The organism is Micromonospora sp. KC721 (assembly GCF_004348355.1).
In the GTDB taxonomy this organism is placed as follows: Bacteria; Actinomycetota; Actinomycetes; order Mycobacteriales; family Micromonosporaceae; genus Micromonospora.
Genome location: NZ_SMJY01000381.1, coordinates 1 through 1,625, shown reverse-complemented (window position 1 = coordinate 1,625; position 1,625 = coordinate 1). Strand labels below are relative to the sequence as shown.

At 73.3% G+C, this 1,625-nt stretch carries 1 protein-coding gene and 1 pseudogene; one reads left to right on the top strand and one right to left on the bottom strand.

Annotated features, from left to right (window positions below):
- Positions 1-289: pseudogene (locus E1182_RS31465) on the top strand (serine/threonine protein kinase); the annotation flags it as partial.
- Between the two features lie 39 nt (positions 290-328).
- Here E1182_RS31465 and E1182_RS30485 read toward each other — a convergent pair.
- Positions 329-1,384 carry a glycosyltransferase family 4 protein gene (locus E1182_RS30485; protein WP_132271183.1) on the bottom strand — a complete coding sequence of 352 codons (1,056 nt, stop codon included), beginning with the start codon at positions 1,382-1,384 and terminating at the stop codon, positions 329-331.
- Positions 1,385-1,625 lie beyond the last annotated feature (241 nt).

Here is a 1,625-nt window from a genome sequence, read left to right as displayed (position 1 = left end):
CGCCGGAGGGCAGGGGGCGGGCGGGCTCACCGAGGCGACCGAACGGCTGCGCCGGCTGATCGACGACGGGGAGCGCATCGGCGAGATCCGTGCCGACGTGGGGGTGGACCTGCGCAACGTGCTGGGGAACCTGACCCGGGAGGCCGCCAACGGGCGGTCCGACCTGGCCGAGCCGGTGGCCCGGCTCCGGGAGAAGGTCGACCGCCGGGTCGGGGAGGGCGCCATCACCCCGGCGTACGCCCGGCAACTCGACGCGGCGATCGTCAGGTTGAACGCCAGCCAGTCCTGAACCGGCCGGCGACCATTGCGGCCCAGCGGACCCGTCGGGTCAGCGGACCGGGATCGGCGCCGGGCGGAAAGCCTGTGGGGTGCTGCCGAAGGCGAAGCGCCGGTACACCTCCTCGTAGCCGGCCGCCATCCGTTCGGTGGAGAAGTGCTCCACCACGTGCGCCACGCAGGCCGCCGGGTCGAGCCGGACCACGTCACGCAGTGCCGCCGGCAGTTCCTCCGCGCGGTCCCGGATCAGCCCGGTGCGGCCCTCGACCACCAGTTCGGGCACGGCACCACGACGCAACGCCACCACCGGTGTCCCGGTCGCCATCGCCTCCACCATCACCATGCCGAACGGCTCCTCCCACCGGATCGGCATGATCAGGCAACGGGCGTCGACCAGCAGCCGCAGGGTCGCCTCCCGGTCGGCGTTCAACACCAGGGTGACGTCGTCGCCGAGCATCGGCTCGACGACCTCGGCGAAGTAGCGCCGTTCGGCGGGTTCGTTGCACTTGCCGGCCAGGGTCAGCGCGAGTCCCGCCGCCCGGCATGCCTGGATGGCCAGTTCGGGCCCCTTGTCCGGGCTGAACCGGGCCAGCCACAGCACCGGCCCCCGGCCGGGGCTGTGCTTGCGCGGCACCTCCCCGGTCGCCATCGCGTTGTGCACCGTTCCCACCCAGGGCAGGCTGGGGTTGGCTCGCCGCTGGGCGTGCGAGACGGCGACCAGTCCGACGCCGTGGTCGGTATCGCTGAGCACCGTGCCGTACTCCCCCACCGGGTTGCCGTGCACCGTCGCCACCGTGGGCACCGCGCGTCGGCCGGCGACCAGCGGCCCGATCGTGGAGTGGTCGTGGACGATGTCGAAGTCGGCCGCGGTGACCAGGTGGTTCACCCGGGCCAGGTGGGCCAGTTCGGGAAGCGACTCGCCGAGCCGGTCGTACTGCAGTTCACCGATGGTGGAGACGAAGTCGGCGACGGTGCCGTGGTGCCGGCCGGCGCCGAAGAGCGTCACCGCGTTTCCCCGGCCGACCAGGGCGTCCACCAGGCCGTGCACCACCTGCTCCAGCCCTCCGTACCCGGGTGGCGGCACCGACAGCCACGGCGGCACGACCATCGCGATCCGCAGCGGCCGCCCGGGCGGGTGTACTGACGGACGGTGGGTCACGGCCGCAGGTCCTTCCCGTTGGTCCCCGGTGAACGCGATTGGCGGCGGTTTCCCCCTGTCCGCCAGGTCAAACGCGAAGCCGACCGGATCGTCCGGTGCCGGCCGGGCGGGGTGAGGCCGGGTCACCCGGGTCGGGTGACCCGGTGGCGACGGAAAAGGGGCGGCGGGTGGTGCAGCCAACCCCCTTGGC

Bases quoted from the DNA above. Each gene is read 5' to 3' on its own strand.
- E1182_RS30485 (WP_132271183.1), bottom strand. From the start codon at position 1,384: ATGGTCGTGCCGCCGTGGCTGTCGGTGCCGCCACCCGGGTACGGAGGG.